The sequence below is a fragment of the Stenotrophomonas sp. 22LJNL06-5-1 genome, from assembly GCF_056861455.1.
Genome location: NZ_JBSPUE010000008.1, coordinates 169,395 through 186,872, shown reverse-complemented (window position 1 = coordinate 186,872; position 17,478 = coordinate 169,395). Strand labels below are relative to the sequence as shown.

15 protein-coding genes are annotated in these 17,478 nt (G+C 66.1%); 7 read left to right on the top strand and 8 right to left on the bottom strand.

Features of this window, described 5'->3' with window-relative positions; all coding sequences use genetic code 11:
- Positions 1-68 precede the first annotated feature (68 nt).
- The 4 genes from atpG (at position 69) to AC13GF_RS17325 (ending at position 5,232) form a co-directional block, all read left to right on the top strand.
- On the top strand, positions 69-932 hold the full coding sequence (atpG, locus tag AC13GF_RS17340; RefSeq protein WP_049435859.1) for a F0F1 ATP synthase subunit gamma: 864 nt from the start codon (positions 69-71) through the stop codon (positions 930-932).
- 38 nt (positions 933-970) lie between these two features.
- Positions 971-2,377, top strand: a complete 1,407-nt coding sequence (gene atpD / locus AC13GF_RS17335) for a F0F1 ATP synthase subunit beta (RefSeq protein WP_032129045.1) — start codon at positions 971-973, stop codon at positions 2,375-2,377.
- Positions 2,378-2,490: 113 nt separating this feature from the next.
- Positions 2,491-2,913, top strand: a complete 423-nt coding sequence (locus tag AC13GF_RS17330; protein WP_005419509.1) for a F0F1 ATP synthase subunit epsilon — start codon at positions 2,491-2,493, stop codon at positions 2,911-2,913.
- Between the two features lie 177 nt (positions 2,914-3,090).
- The gene (locus AC13GF_RS17325) at positions 3,091-5,232 is read left to right on the top strand and encodes a hypothetical protein (RefSeq protein WP_483005436.1); all 2,142 of its coding nucleotides are present in this window, start codon (positions 3,091-3,093) and stop codon (positions 5,230-5,232) included.
- A 5-nt stretch (positions 5,233-5,237) separates the two neighbouring features.
- Here AC13GF_RS17325 and AC13GF_RS17320 read toward each other — a convergent pair whose 3' ends face one another.
- Complete coding sequence (locus AC13GF_RS17320) at positions 5,238-5,621, bottom strand: GtrA family protein (protein ID WP_483005435.1); 384 nt, start codon at positions 5,619-5,621, stop codon at positions 5,238-5,240.
- A gap of 83 nt (positions 5,622-5,704) precedes the next feature.
- Between AC13GF_RS17320 and glmU the strand changes: the two genes are divergently transcribed.
- Entirely contained in the window at positions 5,705-7,072 is a 1,368-nt protein-coding gene (gene glmU / locus AC13GF_RS17315) for a bifunctional UDP-N-acetylglucosamine diphosphorylase/glucosamine-1-phosphate N-acetyltransferase GlmU (protein ID WP_483005434.1), read from the top strand.
- Positions 7,041-7,574, top strand: a complete 534-nt coding sequence (locus AC13GF_RS17310; protein WP_483005433.1) for a GNAT family N-acetyltransferase — start codon at positions 7,041-7,043, stop codon at positions 7,572-7,574. Before glmU ends, AC13GF_RS17310 begins: the two co-directional genes overlap by 32 nt.
- Positions 7,575-7,621: 47 nt before the next feature.
- On the opposite strand, the gene AC13GF_RS17305 is transcribed toward AC13GF_RS17310, so the two are convergent.
- From AC13GF_RS17305 to AC13GF_RS17275, 7 genes are all read right to left on the bottom strand, one after another.
- Positions 7,622-8,974 (bottom strand): sensor histidine kinase, encoded by a 1,353-nt coding sequence (locus AC13GF_RS17305; protein WP_483005432.1) that lies wholly within the window; start codon positions 8,972-8,974, stop codon positions 7,622-7,624.
- Entirely contained in the window at positions 8,971-10,317 is a 1,347-nt protein-coding gene (locus tag AC13GF_RS17300; protein ID WP_483005431.1) for a sigma-54-dependent transcriptional regulator, read from the bottom strand. The genes AC13GF_RS17305 and AC13GF_RS17300 overlap by 4 nt, the downstream gene beginning before the upstream one ends.
- A gap of 123 nt (positions 10,318-10,440) precedes the next feature.
- Positions 10,441-10,818: a PDZ domain-containing protein gene (locus tag AC13GF_RS17295; protein ID WP_483005509.1), complete on the bottom strand. Its 378-nt coding sequence runs from the start codon at positions 10,816-10,818 to the stop codon at positions 10,441-10,443.
- A gap of 16 nt (positions 10,819-10,834) precedes the next feature.
- Positions 10,835-12,052, bottom strand: coding sequence for an ABC transporter permease (locus AC13GF_RS17290; protein WP_483005430.1), 1,218 nt, complete (start codon positions 12,050-12,052; stop codon positions 10,835-10,837).
- Between the two features lie 20 nt (positions 12,053-12,072).
- Complete coding sequence (locus AC13GF_RS17285) at positions 12,073-13,371, bottom strand: ABC transporter permease (RefSeq protein WP_483005429.1); 1,299 nt, start codon at positions 13,369-13,371, stop codon at positions 12,073-12,075.
- Positions 13,372-13,381: 10 nt separating this feature from the next.
- Positions 13,382-14,107, bottom strand: coding sequence for an ABC transporter ATP-binding protein (locus AC13GF_RS17280; RefSeq protein WP_032129038.1), 726 nt, complete (start codon positions 14,105-14,107; stop codon positions 13,382-13,384).
- Positions 14,108-14,142: 35 nt separating this feature from the next.
- Positions 14,143-15,420 (bottom strand): efflux RND transporter periplasmic adaptor subunit, encoded by a 1,278-nt coding sequence (locus tag AC13GF_RS17275; RefSeq protein ID WP_483005428.1) that lies wholly within the window; start codon positions 15,418-15,420, stop codon positions 14,143-14,145.
- Between the two features lie 203 nt (positions 15,421-15,623).
- Here AC13GF_RS17275 and glmS point away from each other — a divergent pair, with 203 nt between their 5' ends.
- Positions 15,624-17,462 (top strand): glutamine--fructose-6-phosphate transaminase (isomerizing), encoded by a 1,839-nt coding sequence (glmS, locus tag AC13GF_RS17270; protein WP_483005427.1) that lies wholly within the window; start codon positions 15,624-15,626, stop codon positions 17,460-17,462.
- Positions 17,463-17,478 lie beyond the last annotated feature (16 nt).

Genomic DNA, 17,478 nt, shown 5'->3' with positions numbered 1-17,478 from the left:
TCCGCTGGACCAGATGACAAACGGTTGAACAACGCGGGGCAGCAGCCCCGCGCCACGGGAAACAAGAGATGGCAAGCGGACGCGAAATCAAAACCAAGATCAAGAGCGTGCAGAACACCCGCAAGGTGACGCGCGCCCTGGAAATGGTCTCGGCCTCCAAGATCCGCAAGGCGCAGGATCGGATGAAGACCTCGCGTCCGTACGCGCAGGCGATGAAGCAGGTGATCGGTCACCTGGCCCAGGCCAGCACCGACTACCAGCATCCGTTCCTGGTCGAGCGCGAGCAGGTCAAGCGGGTCGGTTTCATCGTGATCTCCTCCGATCGCGGCCTGGCCGGCGGCCTGAACAACAACCTGTTCCGCAAGATGCTGGGCGAAGCCAAGGCATGGCAGGACAAGGGTGCGGAAGTGGACCTGGTGACCATCGGCCAGAAGGCATCGACCTTCTTCCGCCGCGTGAAGGTCAACATGGTCGGCAGCGTGACCCACATCGGCGACGTGCCGAAGCTGGAATCGCTGATCGGTGTGATCAAGGTCATGCTCGACGCCTTCACCGAAGGCAAGGTCGACCGCGTGTACCTGGTCTACAACCGCTTCGTGAACACCATGACGCAGAAGGCCAGCTTCGATCAGCTGCTGCCGCTGCCGCCGGCTGAGAAGCAGGTCGCTCACCACGACTGGGATTACCTGTACGAACCCGATGCCGCGACCGTGCTCGAGCACGTGATGACGCGTTACATCGAGTCGCTGGTGTACCAGGCGCTGCTGGAAAACGTTGCCTCCGAACATGCCGCACGCATGGTCGCGATGAAAGCGGCGAGCGACAACGCCAACAAGCTGATCGGTGAGCTGCAGCTGGTCTACAACAAGGCACGCCAGGCAGCGATCACCCAGGAAATCTCCGAAATCGTCGGCGGCGCGGCAGCAGTCTGACCGCGTTCGTTCAAAGCACACATTTAGAGGATGCAGCAATGAGTCAGGGCAAGATCGTTCAGATCATCGGCGCGGTCGTCGACGTCGAATTCCCGCGTGAGTCGGTGCCGAAGGTGTATGACGCACTGAAGGTCGACAACACCGAAATCACCCTCGAAGTCCAGCAGCAGCTGGGCGACGGCGTGGTGCGTACCATCGCCCTCGGTTCCACCGACGGCCTGAAGCGCAACCTGGTGGCCACCAACACCGACCGCGGCATTTCCGTGCCGGTCGGCGCTGGCACCCTGGGCCGCATCATGGACGTGCTGGGCCGTCCGATCGACGAAGCCGGCCCGGTGGCCGCCAGCGACAGCTGGGAAATCCACCGTGCGGCCCCGTCGTACGAAGACCAGTCCCCGGCCACCGAGCTGCTGGAAACCGGCATCAAGGTCATCGACCTGATGTGCCCGTTCGCCAAGGGCGGCAAGGTCGGCCTGTTCGGCGGCGCCGGCGTCGGCAAGACCGTCAACATGATGGAACTGATCAACAACATCGCCAAGGCGCACAGCGGTCTGTCCGTGTTCGCCGGCGTGGGTGAGCGTACCCGTGAGGGCAACGACTTCTACCACGAAATGAAGGACTCCAACGTCCTCGACAAGGTGGCGATGGTGTACGGCCAGATGAACGAGCCGCCGGGCAACCGTCTGCGCGTCGCCCTGACCGGCCTGACCATGGCCGAGTACTTCCGCGACGAGAAGGACGAAAACGGCAAGGGTAAGGACGTCCTGCTGTTCGTCGACAACATCTACCGCTACACCCTGGCCGGTACCGAAGTGTCGGCACTGCTGGGTCGTATGCCGTCCGCCGTGGGTTACCAGCCGACCCTGGCCGAGGAAATGGGCGTCCTGCAGGAGCGCATCACCTCGACCAAGAACGGTTCGATCACCTCGATCCAGGCCGTCTACGTTCCCGCGGACGACCTGACCGACCCGTCGCCGGCGACCACCTTCGCCCACCTGGACTCGACTGTCACCCTGTCGCGTTCGATCGCCTCGCTGGGTATCTACCCGGCCGTCGATCCGCTGGACTCCACCAGCCGCCAGATGGACCCGCTGGTCATCGGCCACGAGCACTACGACACCGCCCAGCGCGTCCAGCAGACCCTGCAGAAGTACAAGGAACTGAAGGACATCATCGCGATCCTGGGCATGGACGAACTGTCCGAAGAGGACAAGCAGGCCGTGTCGCGCGCCCGTAAGATCGAGCGCTTCTTCAGCCAGCCGTTCCACGTGGCCGAAGTGTTCACCGGTTCGCCGGGCAAGTACGTGCCGCTGAAGGACACCATCCGTGGCTTCAAGGCCATCGTCGATGGCGAGTACGACCACCTGCCGGAGCAGGCGTTCTACATGGTCGGCGGCATCGAAGAAGCGGTCGAGAAGGCCAAGAAGATGGCCGAGAAGGCCTGATCCGGGACGGGCGGGAGCGATCCTGCCCGACCTGACGCCGGCGCCGGGCAACCGCCCGCGCCGGTGGACTCCCACGGTGGCATTGCGCCGCCGCGAACAGCGAAGAGATTTGCATGAGCACGATCCGTTGCGACATCGTCAGCGCCGAGCAGGAAATCTTCCGTGGCGAAGCGACCCTGGTCGTGGCCACCGGTGAGCTGGGCGAACTGGGCATCGCGCCCAAGCACGCGCCGCTGATCACCCGCCTGAAGCCGGGCAAGGTGGTGGTGACCACGCCGAACGGCGAGCAGCTGGATTTCGCCATTTCCGGCGGCATCCTGGAAGTGCAGCCGCAGGTGGTGACCGTGCTGGCCGACACCGCGATCCGCGCGCAGGACATCGACGAAGCCTCGGTCCGCAAGGCCAAGGAAGAAGCCGAGCGCATCCTGGCCAACCGCGGCGAGGCGATGGAAGTGGCTGAAGCCCAGCAGAAGCTGGCCGAAGCCGTCGTCCAGCTGCAGGCGCTGGAGCGTCTGCGCAAGAACCTCAAGCACTGACACGTGCTCGGGAACCATCGGCAGCAATGCCGGTAGTGATGGAAGATCGCCGGCCCAGTGCCGGCGATTTTCGTTGAGGAGAAGGGAGGCATGCACGGAATGCAGTACGCATCGACCACGAGCATCGGCGCCACGGATGCAGCCCGCTCCCGATGGGCTCGGCCTGAAACGCTGTGGGTGGCAAGCTGGCTGCTGCTGTGCCTGCCGTGGCTGATCGGTACCAAGGTCATTCCGTACGACGCCGTGCAGCAGTTCTTCCCGGCGGTCAGTTTCAGTGCCGAGCAGCTTCGGAACCTGCAGGCCCCTTGGTGGAATCCCTACCTGTTCGGTGGCTATCCGCAGATCGCCGATCCGCAGATGATGACGCTGCAGCCGACCATGGTCCTGCCGCTGCTGCTGGCGCCCGCGTCGTTGCATCTGTTCACCGTGGTGGTGCTGCTGCATGTGCTGGCGGGTGGCTTCGGCGCGCTGCGCCTGGCGCGTTCATTCGGTCTTTCTGCACCCGCACAGTGGTTCTTTGCGATGGTGCTGATGTTCGGTGCGGTGGCAGCCTCCCGCCTGCAGCACACGCCGATGATCGTCAGCTACAGCCTGCTTCCCTGGATCTGGCTGGGCCTGTCGAATGTTCGGAACCAGGGCCGCGCGCGTGACGTGCTGCTGGCGGGACTTGCAGGAGGCCTGTGTGCGCTGCAGCTGACCCAGGTGACCTATTTCATCATCCTGGCGTGTGCCGTGTACGCCGTAGGCGCAGTGCTTTGGGCAACGGGCAAGCGACTCCGCCTCGCATTGCAGCTGTCTGCGGTCGCCCTGATTGCCGCCGCAGTAAGCGCCCCCCAGTGGCTTTCCACGTTGGCCTGGCTGGGTGACACCAATCGCGATGGCATGACCCTGGAGACGGCGCTGGCCGGTGCGATGCACTGGCAGGGACTGGTGACACTGCTTTCGGGAAATGTGTTCTCGCAGGTACGTGGGACCAGCTGGTCCTTCGGCGACATCAGCACCGACTACCTCTATTTCGGCGCGGTGCCACTGGCGCTCTGGCTGGCCTGGGGCGGCAGCGTTGTGCACAGGCAGCGACGCGCCACCTGTTTGGCGCTCGGTGTACTGCTGTTGACGACGCTGGTCGCCCTGGGTGACGTCACTCCGCTGTTCGCGTGGCTCTTCAGCGGGTTGCCGGGTCTTGATCTGTTCCGGCGGCCCTCCGATGCGCTGTTCCTTGCGGTACCGGCAGCGGCCTGGCTGGGTGCACAGGCGTTGCAGGTTGCATTGGAAAAGCGAGCACTGCGCCCGCACCGGGTGTCGTTGGGGGTGGTCGTTGTCCTCGTGTCCGTTGCCTCCTGGCTGGCCGTGAGCCACGGGCATCTGGACGCCTTCGCGTGGTTGGCGGCCAGTGCCGGCATCGGCATTGCCGCAGTACAGCTGCTGCGCCGGCACCCGGCTCCGATGCGATGGCTGATCGCACTGGTCGTGTTCGACATGCTGCTGTTCAACGTGGGAGCACGTTTCAATACATCGGGCGCCCGTCCGCCGGTAATGACGGCCGAGCGCAATGGCGCCACGCAGCGCGCCTATACGCTGCTCGCTGCCGAGCGGCAGGCAGGCCTGCCCGAGCGCGCCATCGTTTTCGGCATCGGCGTGCTGACCAATGGCGCGGCCGTGCACGCGATTCCACTGGCCAATGGCTACAACCCGTTGCTATCCAGTGACTACCAGCAGATGGTCGGCATGCCGACGGAGCCCGTGGCTGCCTTCCAGCAGAAAGCGACGACCCCTTGGGCGCCAGGCATGGACGCCCCCGTGTACGACCTGCTGGGGGTCCGCTGGCTGCTGTCACCGGAGCCGTTTGCAGGGTCTCATGACCAGGGAAGCGACGTGCAGTTGGCGCTGCGTGGGAGTGTGCTGCCGCGTACGCTCAACCCGCAACGGGTGCAGCGGCACATTGAACGCCTGCCACCGGCCGCTGAGTTCAACCAGACGGACTTCAGCCAGGTGGTTTGGCTGCCCACCGGACAGCAGACGGACTGCCCTGAACGTGAGGCGGGCCAGTTGAAGGTGCTCTCGCAGGCCTATCAGCCCGGAAGGATCGCCCTTGACGTGGACGCCGAGCATCCGGCGTGGCTGGTGATCAATGAGGTGACCGCCCAGGGCTGGCAGGCCCGGTTGGATGGCGGAGCGTCGTTGCCGCTGATGCGTGCCAACGGGCTCTTCCACGCGGTGTGCGTGCCTGCGGGGCGGCATCGCGTGGAACTTGGGTACAGCCCGCTGCAGCTGTGGCGGGATGGGCTGCCCAAGCGATTCGCGACGGGTGGAGCAGGCTGAAGGTCTCAGCGGAAGACCACATGGCGCAGCAGCAGGAAGGAGATCAAGGCGATTCCACCTTCGATCAGCGGCTTGGCCAGCCAGGCCCAATCCAATCCAAGGTGGCGGCTGGTCAAAGCGACCAGCACCGTGCTGGCAGCGGTAAGTGCGGCCCAGATCCCCAGGAAACGTGAAAATCGACGCCAGCCAAGGCGCGCGTCACCTGCGTTGGCAAAGGTGTAACGGCCGTTGAGCCAGAAGCCCAGCAGCATCCCGGCCAGGCGACCGGCAATGTTGGCAGGCACCACCGGCAGGCCCAGCGCGGTCGCGGCGACGAACACCAGCCAGTCGAGCAGCAGCTGCACGAGCCCGATGACGAGATAGGTGCTTCCCTGGCGGACGAGGCCCATCAGTGTGGTGAAGGAGGTGGGATGCACATGTTAACGGCCCACGCTCTAGAATCATCGGCAACGAACCACGGACTGCCGTTTCCATGACCCAACCCCTGCACGTCATCATCCTCGCCGCAGGCGCGGGCAAGCGCATGAAGTCGGTGCTGCCGAAGGTGCTGCAGCCGATCGCCGGCCAGCCGATGCTGGCGCATGTGATCGATGCGGCCCGCGAACTGCAGCCCTCGGCGATCCACGTGGTCTACGGCCATGGTGGTGAAGCGGTGCGTCAGCACTTCGCCGACCAGCCCGACCTGCAATGGGCTGAACAGGCGCAGCAGCTGGGCACCGGCCATGCGGTGGCCCAGGCGATGCCGCAGGTGCCTGACGCCGCGCAGGTGCTTGTGCTGTACGGCGACGTGCCGCTGATCCGCGCGCAGACCCTGCGCGACCTGCTGGCGCAGCCGGGTCGCCTGGCGGTGCTGGTCGCCGATGTCGATGACCCGACCGGTTATGGCCGCGTGCTGCGCGATGCCGAAGGCAAGGTCGGCTCGATCGTCGAACAGAAGGACGCTACCGACGACCAGCTGCGTGTGCGCACGATCAACACCGGCATCATTGCCGCCGAGTCGACCGCGCTGCGGCGCTGGCTGTCGCAGCTGTCCAACAGCAACGCGCAGGGCGAGTACTACCTGACCGACGTGTTCGCCTTTGCCGCGCACGAGTACACCCCGGCCGAGATGGCGCTGGTGGCCGACGCGCAGGAAGCCGAAGGGGCGAACGATCCCTGGCAGCTTTCGCAGCTGGAGCGTGCCTGGCAGCGCCGCGCGGTTCGGGCCCTGTGCGCGCAGGGCGCGCGCGTGCGTGACCCGGCACGACTGGATATCCGTGGCACCGTCACTGTGGGCAGCGACGTGCTGATCGATGTCGACGTCGTTCTGGAAGGCAACATCGTGCTCGGCGACGGCGTCACCGTGGGCCCGTTCAACCGGCTGAAGGACGTCAATCTTGGCCCGGGCACCGAAGTGCGCGCGCATTGTGACCTGGAAGGCGTGATCACCGAAGGTGCTGCGCTGGTGGGGCCGTTCGCGCGGCTGCGCCCGGGGACCGTGCTCGCCGACGGCGTGCATGTCGGCAACTTCGTCGAGACCAAGAAGGTCACCCTTGGTGTTGGCAGCAAGGCCAACCACCTGACCTACCTGGGCGACGCGGTGATCGGCAGCAAGGTGAACATCGGTGCCGGCACCATCACCTGCAACTACGACGGCGTGAACAAGTCGACCACTACCATCGGCGACAACGCCTTCATCGGCTCCAACAGCGCATTGGTGGCACCGGTGCTGATCGGTGAGGGCGCCACCATCGCTGCCGGTTCGGTCATCACCCGCAACGCGCCCGATGGCAAGCTGACACTGGCACGTGCACGACAGGAAACCATCGATGGCTGGAAGCGCCCGCTCAAGAAGTCCTGAGCCACGCATCCCGCATGCCGACGAACTGGGCATGCTGCCGGCAATTGAACAACGTGCCGGTGAACTGCTGAAGGGTCACCAGGCCTACCCGGTGTTTGCCGGGCATGGCCTGGACCTGCCGACGCTGCAGGATGGCCTTGAGCGTGAGCAGCTGTGGGTGGTGGATGCGGCTGACGGTGGTATCGCGGGTTACCTGCTGGCCGGTGAGCTCTGCGGTGAATTCCATGTGCTGCAGATGGACGTGGATCCCGCGCACGCGCGCCGCGGCCACGGCCGTGCATTGCTGCGCCATGCGCTGGCACAGGCGAGGATGGACGGCTATGCAGCCGCGGTGCTGACCACGTTGTCCGACGTACCGTGGAATGCGGCCTTCTATGCCAGCGAAGGGTTCGAGGTAGTGCCCGAGGCGCAGTGGAATGACGGCCTGCGCGCAGTCATGGCCGAAGAGGCTGCGCTCGGGTTTCCGATGCACCTGCGGGTGGCGATGCGGCAGGTCTGGTAGGTGCCGATCTTGGTCGGCACATCCACGCATGGCGTGGATCTACCCGATCAACCCACCGGCAACAGAATCGACACGCACAACCCGCCATCGCCGCGGTTCTGCAGTGATACCCGGCCGCCATGCGCTTCCACGATCTCGCGGGTCAAGGCCAAGCCCAGCCCGGTGCCATTGCGCTTGGTCGAATAGAACGGCATCAGCGCATTCTGCAGCACCTGCTCGTTCATGCCCTTGCCGCGATCCAGTACGTCCAGGCGCAGCCACTGCGGCAACCGCGTGAGTTGCACCTGTACGTCATCGTTCGGCGGTTCTGCTTCGGCGCAGGCTTCGTGCGCGTTCTTCAACAGGTTCAGCAGCGCCTGCCCGAACTGGGCGATGTCGATGCGGCTGCTCAGTTCCTCGTCCGGCTCGCGCTCCATGGTGAATGGGATCTGCTGGCGCAGGCTGGACAGGAAGGGGGCCCAGTGCACGGTCTGCAACTGCGGCTGCGGCAGCTTGGCGAAGCGCGCATAGCCGCGGATGAAGCCTTCCAGGTGGCGTGCGCGATCCTCGATGGTGGTAAAGATCTCGGGCAGCCGGTCAAAACGCTCACGCTGCACCAGTACACCGCCGGAGTGGGCCAGCGAGGCAATCGGTGCCAGCGAGTTGTTCAGTTCGTGGCTGATCACACGGATCACCTTCTTCCAGGTCTGTACTTCCTGGCGGCGCAGCTCGGCGGTCAGCAGGCGCACCAGCAGCAGATCGTGCGGACGACCGTTGAGCTGGAAGGCGCGGCGCGAGAGGTGGTAGACCTGCTCGTCATCCTCATCGCCGTCCTCGCCCTCGGCATGCACCGCGAACAGGCTGTCACCGCCACGGGCGATGGCATCGCGCAGTTCCACCGGCACCTGTTCCAGCACGTCCTCCAGGCGCTGGCCTTCCAGCTTCCAGCCGCCATGCAGCAGCTTGCGCGCGGCAAGATTGGAGAACACCACGCGGGCAATGCCATCACCGCCCGAGGCGATCAGCAGCATCGCCACCGGCGTGTTCTGCACCATCGTGTCCAGCAGCAGTTCGCGTTGCACCAGGCCCTGCCGCTGCTCACGCAGTACATCACCCAGTTCGCGGTGTGCCTGCACCAGGTCGCCGAGCTCGTCATTGCCGGACCAGTGCACGCCGAAGTTGTATTCGCCGTCGCGATAGCTGCTGGTGGTACCCGCCAGGGCCCGCATCAGTGACCGCACCGGGGCGGTTGCCCGGCGCAGGGTCCACCACATCAGCGACAGCAGGATCAACGCCGACACCGTGGTCACCACCCAACCATGGTCCATCCAGTAGGCCAGCAGCCACGGCAGTGCCGCAGCCAGTGCCAACACTGGCAGCAGGCGGAGGAACAGGCGGAAAGTGAACGAGCGCCGTTTCATTCGCGCGGGATACCGTGGCGGTCCATGCGCCGGTACAGCGCCTGGCGGCTCAGGCCGAGTTCGGCGGCGGCCTGGGCGATGACGCCATGGTTGCGCGCCAGTACGTCCTCGATGCGTGCGCGGTCGGGGTCATTGCCGGCACTGGGGGCTGGGCGCGGTGCGGCGGCTGCGCGCGGCAGGTTGAGATCGGCCACTTCGATGCGGCTGCCGGTGGCCAGCAGTTCGGCGCGCTGGATCACGTTTCGCAGCTCGCGCACGTTGCCTGGCCACGGGTGCCGCTGCAGGGCCGCGGTGGCGGCACTGGACAGGGGCTTGCCAGCGGTCAGGAAGCGCTCGGCCAGCGGCACGATGTCGCCCGGGCGTTCGGCCAGCGGCGGCAGCACCAGTTCCACCGTGTTGAGGCGGTAATAGAGGTCTTCGCGGAAGGTGCCGTCTCGGATCATCGCCGGCAGGTCGGCATTGGTCGCGCTGACCACGCGGACCTTGACCTGGCGCTCGCGGTTGGAACCCAGGCGCTCAAAGCGGCCGGTTTCCAGCACGCGCAGCAGCTTCATCTGCCCGCCCAGCGACAGGTTGCCGATCTCATCCAGGAACAGGGTGCCACCATCGGCGGCCTCGAACTTGCCTTCGCGCGCCTTGTTGGCGCCGGTATACGCACCGGCCTCGGCACCGAACAGTTCGGCTTCGATCAGTTCCGAGGGCAACGCGCCGCAGTTGACCGCCACGAACGGACCCTTGGCCACCAGGGAATTGGCCTGGATGATCTGTGCGATCTTCTCCTTGCCGGCACCGTTCGCGCCGGTGATCAGTACCGGCAGTTCCGAGCGTGCGACTTGGCAGGCGAGGGCGATGACGCGCTCGCTGGCGGGGTCGGCGAAGACCGCGCCGCACAGGTCGTACTTCTCTTCCAGCGCGTTGCGCTGGCGCAGTTCACGGCTGCGGCGCCGGTCCAGTTCGCGGCGCGCCTCGGACAGTTCCAGCAGGTTGTTGACCGTGGTCATCAGCTTGCGGTCGTCCCAGGGCTTGGCCAGGTAGTCGGCCGCACCGGCCTTGACCAGGTCCACCGCGCTGCTGAGGTGGGTCCAGGCGGTCAGCAGGATCACCGGCAGATCGGGATGGCGTGCGCGGATCTGCGCGAACAGGGCCTCGCCTTCTTCGCCGGAGGTGGTGTCCTCGCTGAAGTTCATGTCCTGGATCACCAGGTCGACCGGCTGCGACTCGAGCAGGGCCAGCCCTTCGGACGGACTCTGCGCCTGCAGGGTGTCGATGTCGTGCAGGGAGAACAGCACGTCCAGCGCGGTACCCACGCTGGCGTTGTCGTCGATGATCAGGATCGCAGGCATCAAGCGGTTCTGCAGAAAGGGATGGGCGGCGCCGTTGGAGCCGTTCGTGTCCACGCACCGGGAGAGCCCGGCGCCACCCATCAAGCATAGCCAAACCCGTGGCTGTGCAGGAGCGGCCCTCGCTCAGCGCCGGGGAGGCGCCGGGGGCGGTGGCGGCGCAGGTGGCGGCGGCACTTCCAGCGCCTGGCGCCAGGTTGCAGCGTTGACCGCCACCGTCAGCTCGCGCTTGTCGCGGCGCAGCAACAGATAGGCGGTGGCTGCGTGGGAATGGCGGAGTGCCTCGGCCAGATGTTCAACCCGGCGCACCGCCGTGTCGTCCACGCGGAGGATGCGATCGCCACTGCGCACGCCGAAGCGCACTTCCGGACTGGCGGCCTCCACGCGCACCTGGCCCTCCGTCGAGCGCAACGACAACCGCGCGGCATCCTGGCGCCATTCCAGTGTCTGCGCGTTGCCACCGCCGGCCAGCGCCGGCAGTGGCAGGAGCAGCATCAGGCACATCGCGCAGGCACGCATCTCACGCGCCCCGCGTGGCGACCGCAGGCGGTACCGCCGCCGCACGCCGTGCAGGACCGAACACCGCGATCTGGCCCAGCACCCACAGCAGCAGCGCACCCAGCGGCAGGTAGTACAGCGGCATGCGCGGCAGCTCGTAAAGGTTCATCAGCGCCAGGTTGATCGCGTAGGCCGCCAGCATGCCCAGCACGATGCCCAGCGTGGCCAGCAGGAAGTTCTCGGTCTGGAAGTAGCGCAGGATTTGCCCACGGGTCGCGCCCAGCGCACGGCGGATGCCGATCTGCTTGCTGCGCTGCTGCACCCAGAAGCTCGCCAGGCCGATGATGCCCAGCGCAGTGACCACCAGCAGCGAGATGCTGACGGTGATCAGCAGGCCGACCATCGCGCGGTCGTTCTTGAAGAAGTCCTTGCGCTGGTCTTCATAGGTCAGCTTGTCACGCATCAGGCGGTTGGGGTCGTTGCGCTCCAGCGCGGCGGCACCAGCATCGAGCACCTCCTGGCGGCGTTCGGGCGAAGTGCGCAGCACATACGTGCCACCTTCGTCGAAGGTGCGCCGCATGGGCAGCAGCATCGAGTTGGTCCAGTTGTCATTCCAGCCATTGGGGGTGCTGAGCGTGTCGACGACGCCGACCACATGCAGCGGCTGCTTGCCCATGTAGTAGGTCTTGCCCAGCGCACTTCCGTTGGGTTCCATCTTGGCGGCGGTGGCTTGGGTGAGGATGACCGGGATCGCGTTCTGCTTGGCGCCGCCCTTGCTGGCGTCTTCGAAGTTCTGATACTCGTCGGGCAGGAAGTCGCGGCCTGCGATCAGGTTGATGCCCATCGTGGCCAGCCCGTTCTCGGACAGGGTGTACATCGAGGCGTTGGTGGTCGGCCGTTCCTGGTCGATCACACGCGAGATGCTGCTGCTGGAGGAGCCGTTGCGGAAGGGGACCTGGTTGATGATGGTGACGTTGCTGACGCCGGGAATCGCGCGCAGCGATGCCAGGTCCTCGCGGGTGCGGGCCATGGCGTCGGTCTGCTTGCCGATGCCACTGACGCGCAGCATCACCAGTTCGCTCTCGGCGATACCGCTGGGCATGCTGATCTTCTCCACGCGCTGGCTGACCAGGAACAGCGCGTTGCAGACGATGGCGCAGGTCAGTGCGACTTCCAGCACGATCAGGGCAGCGGCAGTCTTGTGCCGGCGCAGCGTGCTGAGGATGGGGCGGATGTCCATGGGAGTCCTCGTTCGGGTGCTTACTGCGACTTGAGCTGGATGGCCGGGGTGACCTGCATGGCGCGCCAGGCGGGCAGGAAACCGGCGGCAAGGCTGGCGAGCAGGGTCAGGCCCAGCGCGAGCAGCAGCATGTTGCCGTCCAGATGGGCCAGCTTTGCGTACTCCACCGGTTGCTGGCGCACCGCGAACAGGCCAAGCAGGGCCAGGCCGATACCCAACACGCCACCGACCACGCCGACCGCACCGGCTTCCACCAGGCACTGCAGGAAGATCTGGCCGCGGCTGGCACCGAGTGCACGGCGCACGCCGATCTCACCACTGCGGCGCAGGAACTTGGCCAGCAGCAGGCCCACCGTGTTGACCAGGCAGACACCCAGGAAGCCCAGCGCCAGCCACAGCTGCAGGCGCACGTCGCTGGGCACCGCACCATTGAAGTCCAGCCATTCCATCACGGTGCGCAGGCGCACGTTCGGCGGATGCTTGAAGCGGCCGGCCTCGCGCTGCTGGGTCGAATAGTTCTCCAGGTAGCGGCGGTAGTCGCCGGCCTTGGCCGGGTCCATTTCCACCCAGTACTGCAGCCACGCGCAGGGTGCATTGAGCGAGTAGCTGTTGCCGTCGGGGTTTTCGCCGAAGCAGTTCATGTTGCCGTTGTTGCCGAGCTTCAGGTCGAACGAGGTGGAGATCGGCAGCAGCAGGTCTTCGTTCTTGCCGTAGCTGCCGGTGGTCAGGTCGTAGAAGTGCGGCTCCGGGCTCCATTCCTTCATCACGCCGACGATGCGGTAACTCTGGCCTTCCATACGCAGGTCGCGGCCCACGCTGTTGGCCCCCTGGTACAGCTTGTCGTTGAGCGCCTTGGAGATGACCACCACGCGTGCGCGGCCTTCATCGTCCTCGCGCGTCCAGGCGCGGCCATACTGCATGGGCACCTCGAACATCGGGAAGAAGTCGGCCGAGGTCCAGCGGGTGTCGATGCTGAAGGGCTTGAGGGTGCTGTTGTCCGGTTCGATGGTGCCGCCGCCGCCGCTCATCAGTGCCTGGCGTTCACCCTTGGCTTCGCGAAGCAGCGCTTCACCGTCGAAGCGGGTCAGCTGGGTTTCCGGCTCTTCGCCGGCGACATAGGCGCCGGTCGCGGCGTCGAGCTGCACGTAGAACAGGCGGTCGCTCTTGCCGGGAATCGGGTCGCCGGACAACACGTGGAACACGGTCAACGTGGTCATCGAGGCGCCGATGCCGAGCGCGATGGCAACCACCATCAACGCGGTCAGGATCTTGTTGCGGCGGAAGCTGCGTACCGCCAGTCGGGCGTAGTAGGCGAACATGGGAGTGCCCTCACTCGTTGACGGCGACGATGTGGCGCGGCGGGGTGGCCAGTACCGGCTCGCGGACCAGGTCGGTGACCTGGCCATCAACGATGTGCACGTTGCGCTGCGCGCGCGCGGCCAGTTCCGGGTCGTGGGTAACCATCACGATGGTGGTGCCGGCGGCGTTGATTTCCTCCAGCAGCTCCATCACGCCGCGGGCCATCTGCGTGTCCAGGTTGCCGGTCGGTTCGTCAGCCAGCAGCAGGCGCGGGCTGCCGGCCAGCGCACGCGCGATGGCCGCGCGCTGCTGCTGGCCGCCCGACAGTTCATTCGGATAATGCTTCATGCGCGAGCCGAGGCCGACCTGGCTCAGCGCCTTCTCGATGCGTTCGCGGCGCTCGTTGGCGCTCATCTTCCGATAGCGCAGCGGCACGTCGACGTTGTCGAACAGGTTCAGGTCCGGGATCAGGTTGAAGCCCTGGAAGATGAAGCCGATCTTCTGGTTGCGCAGGCGGCTGCGGGCGTCGTCGCCCAGCGTGCTCACGTCCTGGCCGTCCAGCATGTAGGTGCCGCTGGTGAAGGTTTCCAGCAGGCCGGCGATGTTGAGGAAGGTGGTCTTGCCGGAGCCGGACGGGCCGGTGACAGCGACGAACTCACCTTCCTTGACCTGCAGTTCCAGTGAGCGCAGTGCGTGGGTTTCCACCTGTTCGGTGCGGAAGACCTTGGCGACCGAACGCATTTCGAGCATGTACATGGGGTGTCCTCTCTCCAGGATTCAGGTATCAGGTATCAGTTGACGGAGACGCGTTCGGCGTCCTTGAACAGGTCGCTGCCGGAGACCACGATGCGGTCGCCCGGCTGCACACCCGACTTGATTTCCACTTCGCCCAGGCTGCTGACGCCCAGTTCCACTGGACGCCGCACCGCAGTGCGGCCGTCCATTACGTAGGCGATGCCGTTGCCCTGTTCGACGAACGGGCCGCGCTCGACCTTCAGCACGTCCTTGCGGGTATCGAGCAGCACGCGCACCGACATCCGCTGGCTCTGGCGCAGGCCTTCCGGCTGCGCGCTGGCGAAGCGCACGCGGGCATTGACCTCGCCATTGACCACTTCCGGCGACACCGCGCTGATCTCGCCCGGGAACGGCTGGCCGTTGCCGCCGGTCAGCTGTGCCGGCATGCCGATGGCCAGGTCACGGGCGAAGCTTTCCGGCACCTTGATCTCGACCACGAACTTGGACAGGTCGACCACGCCCAGCACCGGCGCATTGGCGGCCAGGTTGGTGGACTGGACGGCCTGCACCTGGCCGACCTGGCCATCGAACGGTGCACGCAGGGTCAGTGCATCGACCTGGCGCTGCACTTCAGCCACCACGGCCTTCTGGCGGTCGGCCAGCAGGCGCTTGTTGCGGGCATCCAGGTCGGCACCCTGGCTCTGCAGGCGTGCGTCGGTGGTGGCGTTGGCCAGGGTGATGTCGGCCTTCTTCAGCGAGTCCTTGGCCTTGGCCAGATCGATCTGCGGCACCGCACCGCCGTCGTAGCCGCGCTGGTAGCGCTGCAGATCGCGGTCGGCGGCCTGCCGCTCGATGGTGGCCTGGTCGGTTTCCTTGCGCGACTTGGCGCGGGCCAGGGTGGCGTCCAGCGCGGCGCGGCTGGCCTCCGCTTCCAGGCCGGCCAGGGTGGCCTGCTCCTGGGCCAGCTTGCTGCGCAGTTCCGGGCTGTCGATGACCGCCAGCTCCTGGTCCTTCTTGACCACGTCGCCGGCGACCACCTTCAGGTCCACGGTGCCGGCCGAGATGGCGTACAGGATCGGGCTGTTGGCGGCGATCACGCGACCGTCGGCGGCGATGTCGCGGACCAGATCGCCGCGCTTCACTTCGGCGATGCGCACGCGGCTGCTGTCGAAGGAGCGGCTGGCGTTGGACCAGGCGTGCACGGCCCAGCCGATGCCGGCGAGCAGCACGATGGCGCCCAGTGCCGGCCAGCGGTAGCGCTGCCAGTTGGCGCGGGTGGTGCCGGCCGGGGCGGAGGAAACGATCTGGTCCTGTGCGGAAGTGTCGCGGATCATCGGGTGCGTGCCTGACGGTGGTGGTAAGTACCAAGCACGTAGCGTGCCAACTTTATTTCCTTTCAGGTCAATGAGTTGGGAGGCTTGTTGTAGTGTCCGGGTGTCCGCGGACACCTTTCCGGACACTTTCATTAAGCGGACAGGAGGGGGGGCGCGGGCCCGCAGGCTAGAATGCGGTGATCGTCTTCAAGGAAACGCGTGACATGTGTGGAATCGTGGGTGCGATCGCTGATCGCGACGTAGTGCCGGTGCTGATCGAGGGCCTGAAGCGCCTTGAGTACCGTGGTTACGATTCCTCGGGCATCGCGGTGATCGACCATGCCGAACGGCCGGATGTGCGCCGCGTGCGTCGTACCGGTCGTGTGTCGGAAATGGCCACTGCGGCCGAGGCCGAGGGCTTCAACGCGGTGCTGGGCATCGGCCACACCCGCTGGGCCACCCACGGGGGCGTCACTGAGGCCAACGCGCATCCGCACATCAGCCACGGCGTGGCGCTGGTGCACAACGGCATCATCGAGAACCACGAAGAGCAGCGCGAGAAGCTGCGCGCGCTGGGCTACACGTTCGAGTCGCAGACCGATACCGAAGTCATCGCGCACCTGATCCACCATCACCTGAAGGACGGCGACGACCTGCTGGTGGCGCTGCAGCACACGGTGAAGGAGCTGACCGGTGCCTATGCGCTGGCCGTGGTCAGCCGCGCCGAACCGGAGCGCTTCGTCTGCGCGCGCATGGGCTGCCCGCTGCTGGTTGGCCTGGGCGAGGGCGAGAACTTCGTCGCCTCCGACGTCTCGGCGGTGATCTCGGCCACCCGCAAGGTGATCTTCCTGGAAGAGGGTGACACCGCCGAGATCCGTCGCGATGGCGTGCGCATCTTCGACGAGCATGACCAGCCGATCGAGCGCGAGGTACACCTGTCCGATGTGTCGCTGGCGTCGCTGGAGCTGGGTCCGTACCGCCACTTCATGCAGAAGGAAATCCACGAGCAGCCGCGCGCGCTGGGCGACACCATCGAGGCGGCGATCGACGCCGGTGGTTTCCCGGCCGAGCTGTTCGGCAAGAACGCCGAAGCGGTGCTGTCGGGCATCGAGGGCGTGCAGATCATTGCCTGCGGCACCAGCTACTACGCCGGCCTGACCGCGCGCTACTGGGTCGAGGCCATCGCCGGCCTGCCGTGCAGTGTGGAGATCGCCAGCGAGTACCGCTATCGCGCGGCCTACGCGAACCCGAAGCACCTGATCGTCACCATCTCCCAGTCCGGCGAAACGCTGGATACGATGGAGGCGCTGAAGTACGCCAAGTCGCTCGGTCACAAGCACACGCTGTCGATCTGCAACGTTCCGGAAAGTGCGATCCCGCGCGCCAGTGAACTGGTGTGCTACACCCGCGCCGGCGCCGAGATCGGCGTGGCCTCGACCAAGGCCTTCACCACCCAGCTGGCCGCACTGTTCCAGTTGACCGTGGTGCTGGGCAAGCTGCATGGCCGCATCGACGCGGCGCAGGAAGCCGACTACCTGGAGCAGCTGCGCTTCCTGCCGGGCAGCGTGCAGCACGCACTGAACATGGAGCCGCAGATCGCCGCCTGGGCCGAGCGCTTCGCGCGCAAGAGCAGCGCGCTGTTCCTCGGCCGTGGCCTGCATTATCCGATCGCGCTGGAAGGCGCGCTCAAGCTCAAGGAAATCTCCTACATCCACGCCGAGGCCTACCCGGCGGGCGAGCTGAAGCATGGCCCGCTGGCGCTGGTGGACGAAGACATGCCGGTGGTGGTGATCGCGCCCAACGACAGCCTGCTGGAGAAGGTGAAGTCGAACATGCAGGAAGTGCGCGCGCGTGGCGGCGAGCTGTTCGTGTTCGCCGACCAGGACAGCAACTTCAACGAGTCCGAGGGCGTGCACGTGATCCGTACGCCGCGCCATGCCGGCGTGCTCAGCCCGATCGTGCACACCATCCCGGTGCAGCTGCTGGCTTACCACACCGCGCTGGCGCGCGGCACTGACGTGGACAAGCCGCGTAACCTCGCCAAGAGCGTGACGGTGGAGTAAGCCGCGCGGGCACCGC

Bases quoted from the DNA above. Each gene is read 5' to 3' on its own strand.
- atpG (WP_049435859.1), top strand. From the start codon at position 69: ATGGCAAGCGGACGCGAAATCAAAACCAAGATCAAGAGCGTGCAGAAC.
- atpD (WP_032129045.1), top strand. From the start codon at position 971: ATGAGTCAGGGCAAGATCGTTCAGATCATCGGCGCGGTCGTCGACGTC.
- AC13GF_RS17330 (WP_005419509.1), top strand. From the start codon at position 2,491: ATGAGCACGATCCGTTGCGACATCGTCAGCGCCGAGCAGGAAATCTTC.
- AC13GF_RS17320 (WP_483005435.1), bottom strand. From the start codon at position 5,621: ATGGGCCTCGTCCGCCAGGGAAGCACCTATCTCGTCATCGGGCTCGTG.
- glmU (WP_483005434.1), top strand. From the start codon at position 5,705: ATGACCCAACCCCTGCACGTCATCATCCTCGCCGCAGGCGCGGGCAAG.
- AC13GF_RS17310 (WP_483005433.1), top strand. From the start codon at position 7,041: ATGGCTGGAAGCGCCCGCTCAAGAAGTCCTGAGCCACGCATCCCGCAT.
- AC13GF_RS17305 (WP_483005432.1), bottom strand. From the start codon at position 8,974: ATGAAACGGCGCTCGTTCACTTTCCGCCTGTTCCTCCGCCTGCTGCCA.
- AC13GF_RS17300 (WP_483005431.1), bottom strand. From the start codon at position 10,317: ATGCCTGCGATCCTGATCATCGACGACAACGCCAGCGTGGGTACCGCG.
- AC13GF_RS17295 (WP_483005509.1), bottom strand. From the start codon at position 10,818: ATGTGCCTGATGCTGCTCCTGCCACTGCCGGCGCTGGCCGGCGGTGGC.
- AC13GF_RS17290 (WP_483005430.1), bottom strand. From the start codon at position 12,052: ATGGACATCCGCCCCATCCTCAGCACGCTGCGCCGGCACAAGACTGCC.
- AC13GF_RS17285 (WP_483005429.1), bottom strand. From the start codon at position 13,371: ATGTTCGCCTACTACGCCCGACTGGCGGTACGCAGCTTCCGCCGCAAC.
- AC13GF_RS17280 (WP_032129038.1), bottom strand. From the start codon at position 14,107: ATGTACATGCTCGAAATGCGTTCGGTCGCCAAGGTCTTCCGCACCGAA.
- AC13GF_RS17275 (WP_483005428.1), bottom strand. From the start codon at position 15,420: ATGATCCGCGACACTTCCGCACAGGACCAGATCGTTTCCTCCGCCCCG.
- glmS (WP_483005427.1), top strand. From the start codon at position 15,624: ATGTGTGGAATCGTGGGTGCGATCGCTGATCGCGACGTAGTGCCGGTG.